General features: G+C 72.1%; 8 protein-coding genes. 7 read left to right on the top strand and 1 reads right to left on the bottom strand.

All coding sequences use genetic code 11. The features are described 5' to 3' along the window. Positions 1-1220 (top strand): S8 family serine peptidase (locus G3I40_RS40900; protein WP_164559877.1); only part of this gene is annotated, 1220 nt, incomplete at its 5' end. 31 nt (positions 1221-1251) lie between these two features. Here the strand turns inward: G3I40_RS40900 and G3I40_RS40895 are convergent. Further along, on the bottom strand, positions 1252-1854 hold the full coding sequence (locus tag G3I40_RS40895) for a PadR family transcriptional regulator (protein ID WP_164559876.1): 603 nt from the start codon (positions 1852-1854) through the stop codon (positions 1252-1254). A gap of 145 nt (positions 1855-1999) precedes the next feature. Between G3I40_RS40895 and G3I40_RS40890 the strand changes: the two genes are divergently transcribed. The 6 genes from G3I40_RS40890 to G3I40_RS40865 all read left to right on the top strand — a co-directional run. Next, positions 2000-2779 (top strand): 2-keto-4-pentenoate hydratase, encoded by a 780-nt coding sequence (locus tag G3I40_RS40890; protein ID WP_164559875.1) that lies wholly within the window; start codon positions 2000-2002, stop codon positions 2777-2779. Positions 2780-2797: 18 nt separating this feature from the next. After that, positions 2798-3727 carry an acetaldehyde dehydrogenase (acetylating) gene (locus G3I40_RS40885; protein ID WP_164559874.1) on the top strand — a complete coding sequence of 310 codons (930 nt, stop codon included), beginning with the start codon at positions 2798-2800 and terminating at the stop codon, positions 3725-3727. Next, entirely contained in the window at positions 3724-4770 is a 1047-nt protein-coding gene (gene dmpG, locus G3I40_RS40880; protein ID WP_343245189.1) for a 4-hydroxy-2-oxovalerate aldolase, read from the top strand. The genes G3I40_RS40885 and dmpG overlap by 4 nt, the downstream gene beginning before the upstream one ends. 55 nt (positions 4771-4825) lie before the next feature. Further along, the gene (locus G3I40_RS40875; protein WP_164559873.1) at positions 4826-5986 is read left to right on the top strand and encodes a Rieske 2Fe-2S domain-containing protein; all 1161 of its coding nucleotides are present in this window, start codon (positions 4826-4828) and stop codon (positions 5984-5986) included. Next, positions 5983-6225, top strand: coding sequence for a hypothetical protein (locus G3I40_RS40870; RefSeq protein WP_164559872.1), 243 nt, complete (start codon positions 5983-5985; stop codon positions 6223-6225). The genes G3I40_RS40875 and G3I40_RS40870 overlap by 4 nt, the downstream gene beginning before the upstream one ends. Positions 6226-6231: 6 nt before the next feature. Continuing rightward, the coding region (locus tag G3I40_RS40865; RefSeq protein ID WP_343245188.1) for an FAD-binding oxidoreductase at positions 6232-6925 on the top strand (694 nt) is incomplete at its 3' end.

The raw sequence follows: 6925 nt of genomic DNA, 5'->3' as shown, positions 1-6925 counted from the left end.
TGGTCGCCACGGCGCCGGGCACCGCGGCCGCGGCCGCGCGCGGCTGGGAGAAGGCGGCGCTCTCGCTGCCCCAGGCGCACGCCGTGACCCAGGGCGACGGCGTGAAGGTGGCCGTCATCGACACCGGGATACGCACCGCCCACCCGGCGCTGAACGGCCGCGCGACCAACGGCCCGGACATGCTCCAGGAGACCGACCAGGACGCGTCCTGGTACGGCGCGCACGGCACGGCCATGGCCTCGAACGTGCTGGAGGCAGCACCGAAGGCGAAGGTCCTCGGGCTGCGGGCGATCCGCGACGACAAGGACCCCGACTACAAGACCTGGAAGGAGGCCGTCGAGAACGGTGGCGGGAACAGCGACAACGCCCACGCCCTGAGCGACTCGATCACGTACGCGGTGGACCACGGCGCCAAGGTGATCTCGATGTCGCTCGGCAGCGACGCCATGTTCTCGCACAGCGAGACCTCTGACATCGCGGCGCTCTCGTACGCGCTCTCCAAGGGCGTCACCGTGGTCGTGGCGGCCGGCAACAGCGGCGACCTGGACGAGACCGACGACACCGGCAACGGCGGCGGCGAGAACAACGTCGGCTATCCCGCGGCCTATCCGGGCGTGCTCACCGTGGCGGCCACCCGACCGGGCGGGCAGCGGACGTCGTTCTCGTCCGTGCACAACTACGTGGACATCGCGGCGCCGGGCGCCGGTATCTACAGCGCGGACTACCACAGCAAGGGCCTGATGCCGATCGACGGCACCTCGTCCGCCACCGCGCTGACCTCCGGCGTCGTGGCGCTGCTGCTGTCGAAGTATCCTGACCTGTCGCCCGCCCAGGTGTCCGAGGTACTGCGGAAGACGGCCACGCACCCCGGCACCTACACGCCGACCACCGGCTACGGCGAGATCGACGCGGCGGCCGCGCTGCGGGCCGCCGCGAAGGTGAAGGGCACCAAGACGGTCCCTGTGGGCACCAAGGGTGCGGGCACCCACTTCGGCTCCGGTGACGACGGCACCGCCGCCCGCAGGGCCGCGGGCCTCGACAGCGAATACGTGGGGATGGCCGCCGCGTTCGGCGGGCCCGGGCTGTTGGCGCTCATCGGCGGCATCCTGCTGCTCCGCCGCGGCCGCAAAGCCCGCAGCGCGACGCCCGTCGCACCGGTGCCCGGCTGGGGAGCACCGGGGCCAGGGGCCGGACCGGGAGCCGGCTGGGGCAACCAGTAGCACTGGTAGTACGGGCGTTTGAAGACAGACCTCAGCTGTCTTCAAACGCCCCGCTGCCTCGCGACACCTGAAGCTCCTCCAAGTCGGCGAGGAGACCGACCGCGAGGTCGTGCTCGGCCCGGTGGTAGCGCTCGGCCCAGCGCATGATCAGCCGCGTGTACTCCCAGCCGCCGTCGGCGACGGCCTCCTCCACGCGACCCGCCGCCTCCTCGGCGCGGGCCAGGGCGTCCTTCTGGTGCTGCACGAGGATGCCGCGGACGGTGTCCGGTTCCAGGAGGTGGCCGAGCCACAGCCGCAGCATCGGGCCGTGCTTGAGGACCGGCGGCGGCACGGGGGTGGCGCCCGCCCAGTGCACGAGGGCCGCGCGGCCCGCCTCGGTGAGGGCGTAGACGCGCTTCTCGCGGTCACCTGTCTCCTGGGCGACCAGGCGCGAGGAGGCGTACCCGATGCGTTCCAGGCGTTTGAGCTCGCCGTAGACCTGGCTGACGGAGGGGCTCCAGTAGAAGAAGGCGAGCCCGTAGTCCGCCCACTGCTTGGCGTCGTAGCCGGACAGTTCCTGCCCGAAGGAGAGCAGGCCGAGCATCGCCCAGCTGGTGGGCGGGAGGTCGGGTCCTGGCGGCTGTTCGTCGGGCATGCGGTGAGTGTAGGTCGGCCGCGCCGAGCGGGCGTTTCGCCGGGTGGCGAGGGTTCCCGCTCACCGGGAACGACGGCTCCCGCGCTCCCGCGGCGCTCCCCTACGTTCGGCCGCACCACCGAGCGAACCCCAGGGAGCGAGCACCATGCTGACCGAGCAGCAACGCCGGGCGGCCGCCGCGCGGCTGTGGACCGCCGAGGCGGACCGCGCGCCCGTGACCCCGCTGGTCCGCGACTGGCCGGCGGTCACCGCCGCGGACGCGTACGGGATCCAGCTGATCAACATCCGGCGCAGGTGCGGCGCGGGCGCCCGGATCACCGGGCACAAGGTGGGCCTGTCGTCCCCGGTCATGCAGCGGATGATGAGCGTCGACGAACCGGACTACGGGCATCTGCTCGACGACATGGAGCTGACCGGCACCGTCGCGGCGGCCCGCTACTGCGCGCCCCGCGTCGAGGTCGAGGTCGGATTCGTGCTGGGCGCGGACCTGCCGGGCGAGGGCTGCACCCCGGCCGACGTGCTCGCGGCGACCGAACGGGTCGTGCCCGCGCTGGAGTTGATCGATTCGCGGATCGCCGACTGGGACATCGGCATCGCCGACACGATCGCGGACAACGCCTCCGGCGCCGGTTACGCCGTCGGCGAGGGACGTGATCCGCGCGGCCTGGACCTCAGGGCGATCGATGCCCGACTCACCACGGGGAGCGGCGAGTTGCTGGCCGAAGGGCGCAGCGACGCCGTGCTCGGCGACCCGGCCGCGTCGGTGGCGTGGCTGGCGCGGACGGTCGCCCGGTTCGGCGTGCCCCTGGAGAAGGGGCACTTGGTGCTGCCCGGCTCGTGCACCCGCGCGGTCGACGTCCGGCCGGGCCACACCTACCGGGCCGACTTCCGCGGCCTCGGCCATGTCTCCCTGACCTTCGAATAGACCTAGGTGAACTGGAACATGACGCAACCTCAGCAGACGACGAAGGCGCAGGCGGCGAAGAAGGCGACCGCCGCGATCGTCGGCTCCGGGAACATCGGCACCGACCTCCTGCACAAGCTCCGGCGCTCCGCCCACATCGAGCCTCGCTGGATGATCGGCGTGGACCCGGCCAGCGAGGGCCTGGCCCGCGCCCGCAAGCTCGGCCTGGAGGCCTCGGACCGCGGAGTCGACTGGCTGCTCGCCCAGGACGAGCTGCCGGACCTGGTCTTCGAGGCGACCAGCGCGTCCGTGCACCGGGCCAACGCCCCCCGTTACCGCGAGGCCGGGATCAGGGCGATCGACCTGACGCCGGCGGCGGTGGGCCCGGCCGTGGTGCCGCCCGCGAACCTCACCGCCCACCTGGACGCCGACAACGTCAACATGATCACGTGCGGCGGGCAGGCCACCATCCCGATGGTGTACGCCGTCTCGCGCGTCGTCCCGGTCGCGTACGCGGAGATCGTCGCGTCGGTCGCCTCGGTGTCGGCGGGGCCCGGCACCCGGGCCAACATCGACGAGTTCACCCGCACCACCGCACGCGGCATCCAGGAGATCGGCGGTGCCGGGCGCGGCAAGGCGATCATCATCCTCAATCCGGCGGAGCCTCCGGTGATCATGCGGGACACGGTGTTCTGCGCGATCCCCGAGGACGCCGACCGGGACGCGATCACCGCGTCCGTGACGGAGGTCGCCGCACAGGTCGCCTCGTACGTGCCGGGCTACCGGCTGCGCGTCGCGCCGCAGTTCGACGCGGCACGGCCGGAGAACGGCGGGCTCGCGCGGGTCGGCCTGTTCCTGGAGGTGGAGGGCGCGGGCGACTTCCTGCCGCCGTACGCAGGCAACCTCGACATCATGACCGCCGCCGCCACGAAGGTCGGCGAGGAGTTCGCGAAGGGACTCGGCACGTGACCACGCATCAGCAAGTGACCGCGTATTCGCACGACTTGGACATCCGCCTCACCGACTCCTCCCTCCGGGACGGCTCGCACGCCAAGCGCCACCAGTTCACCGCGGCGCACGTACGGGACGTCGTCGCGGCGCTCGACGACGCGGGCGTCCCGGTCATCGAGGTGACGCACGGCGACGGACTGGGCGGCTCGTCCTTCACCTACGGCTTCTCGCACACGCCCGAACAAGAGCTCATCAAGGCGGCGATCGACGCCGCCCGCACGGCGAAGATCGCGTTCCTGATGCTGCCGGGCCTCGGCGTGAAGGACGACATCCGCGCGGCGCACGGCAACGGCGCGCGGATCTGCCGCATCGCGACGCACTGCACCGAGGCCGACGTCTCCGTCCAGCACTTCCGACTGGCCCGCGACATGGGCCTGGAGACCGTCGGCTTCCTGATGATGGCGCACTCCACGACGCCCGAGCGGCTGGCCGCGCAGGGCCGCATCATGGCCGACGCGGGCTGCCAGTGCGTGTACGTCGTCGACTCGGCGGGCGCCATGGTGATGGACGACGTGAGCGAGCGGGTGGCCGCGCTGGTCGTGGAGTTGGGCGGCGACGCCCAGGTCGGCTTCCACGGGCACGAGAACCTGGGCCTCGGCGTGGGCAACTCGGTCGCCGCGATCCGCGCGGGCGCCCTGCAGATCGACGGGTCGACGCGGCGGTTCGGCGCGGGCGCGGGCAACACGCCCGTCGAGGCGCTCGCCGCGGTCTGCGCCAAGATGGGCATCCGTACCGGCATCGACGTACTGAAGATCGTCGACGCGGCCGAGGACGTGGTGCGGCCCGTCATGGACGACGAGTGTCTGCTCGACCGGATGTCGCTGCTGATGGGCCATGCAGGCGTCTACTCCTCGTTCCTCAAGCACGCCTACCGGCAGGCGGAGCGCTACGGCGTGTCCGGCGCCGACATTCTCCTCGAAGCGGGCCGCCGTCACCTGGTCGGCGGCCAGGAGGACCAGCTCATCGACATCGCCGTCACTCTCGCCCCGGCCGGCGCATAGCCCCCGCACGGCCGCCCGTACCGCAGTGGCCCCACACAGCAAGGGAGTTGTCGCCATGACGACACAGGATCAGCACGACGAGGTGCGGATCATCGACGCCGGTGCCGCGCCCGTCCGGTTCGCACGGGGCTGGCACTGCCTCGGTCTCGCCCGCGACTTCCGCGACGGGTCGCCGCACGAGGTGGAGGCGTTCGGCACGAAGCTCGTCGTCTTCGCCGGCGAGGAGGACGGCGTGCTGCACGTCCTGAACGCGTACTGCCCGCACATGGGCGGCAACCTCGCGCACGGCACCGTCAAGGGCGACACGGTCGCCTGCCCGTTCCACGACTGGCGCTGGAAGGGAGCGACCGGCCGCTGCGCCGCGATCCCCTACGCGCGCCGCGTCCCGCCGCGCGCCAAGACCCGCGCGTGGACGGCCCGCGAGCGCAACGGCCAGCTGTACGTGTGGCACGACCCGCAGGGCGCGCGGCCGGACCCCGCGCTGGAGATACCGGAGATCGAGGGGTGCCACGGCCCGGACGCCGGGCAGTGGTCGGACTGGTCGTGGCAGCAGATCCGGGTCACCGGCGCGCATTGCCGCGAGATCGTGGACAACGTCGTCGACATGGCGCACTTCTACTACGTCCACTACTCCTTCCCCACCTACTTCAAGAACGTCTTCGACGGCCACGTCGCCACCCAGTACATGGAGTCGGCGCCGCGCCCGGACGTCGCCATGGACACCCTGTCGGGCGCGGGCGCGCTGCGCTCCGACGCGTCGTACTTCGGCCCCTCCTACATGATCGACAAGCTGTGGAGCGACGTCGGCGACGGGGTCGAGATGGAGTCGGTCCTCATCAACTGCCACTATCCGGTCGCCGCGGACTCCTTCGTCCTCATGTACGGGGCGATCGTGAAGAAACTTCCCGGCATGACGGACGAGCAGGCCGCGTACGCCGCCGAGCAGACCTCCGCCGGCCTGGCCAAGGGCTTCGAGCAGGACGTCGAGATCTGGCGCAACAAGACCCGCATCGACAATCCGCTGCTCACGGAGGAGGACGGCCCTGTCTATCAACTGCGGCGCTGGTACGAGCAGTTCTACGTCGACGCGACCGAGGTGAAGGACGAGATGGTGCGCCGCTTCGAGTTCGAGGTGGACACCCGGCACGCGGGTGAGGCGTGGCGGGCGGAGGTCTCGGCGAACCTCGCCGCCGTGGCACCACAGCGGGAGCAGTGAGCGCCGTGGTCCCGGTGGAGTGCGCCAGGTGCGGCAATCAGGTGCTGTGCGAGAAGTACAGCCCGGCGCATCTGCAGGTGCAGTGGACGAGCGAGAGCGCCCTGGCGTGCCCCCGCGTCGCGGACAGCAACGGCCCGCCCGGTCAGGTGTGGTCCTGTCCCGAACTGCGTCATTCGGTCCGACGCGCGGTGGAGGGCGGCCTGTTGAAGGTGACGCAGCGCGAGTCCGGGGAGGGGTGAGCGACGGTGTCCGACGTGCTGCGCCTGACCGTCGCCGAGGTGGTCCGGGAGAGCGCCGACGCGGTGAGCGTCGTCTTCGACACACCCGGACTCGTCTACCTCCCGGGGCAGTTCCTCACGCTGCGGCTGCCGGACGGCGGCGCCCGCTGCTACTCGCTCGCCGGGTCCCCGCACGCCGGGCGGCTGCCGCGGGTGACCGTGAAGCGGGTTCCGGGCGGGGCGGGTTCGGAATGGCTGTGCGGGCGGGTGCGGGCCGGTGACGAAGTCGAGGCGCTGCCGCCCGCCGGGGCCTTCACGCCGGTGTCCCTGGACGCGGACGTCCTGCTCGTCGCGGGCGGCTCGGGGATCACCCCGTGCCTGTCGATCGCCGAGTCGGTGCTCCTCGCGGGCACCGGCCGGGTCGCCCTGCTGTACGCGAACCGGGACCAGGACTCCGTGATCCACGCGGGGCGGCTGCGCGAGCTGGCCACAGCGCACCCCGGGCGTCTCACGGTGGTGCACTGGCTGGAGTCCCTGCAGGGCCTGCCGGACGTCATTCGGCTCACCGGACTGCTGCGGCCGTTCACCGCGCGCGAGGCGTTCCTGTGCGGGCCCGCGCCGTTGATGGACGCCGCCCGGGACGCCCTCGTGGCGGCGGGCGCGACGCCGCGCGCCGTGCACCGGGAGCGCTATTTCTCGCTCGGCGCCGACGTGTTCGCCG

Source organism: Streptomyces sp. SID14478 (assembly GCF_010548525.1).
In the GTDB taxonomy this organism is placed as follows: Bacteria; Actinomycetota; Actinomycetes; order Streptomycetales; family Streptomycetaceae; genus Streptomyces.
Note: the sequence above shows the minus strand (reverse complement) of the source record. Positions and strands in the feature narration are given on the sequence as shown.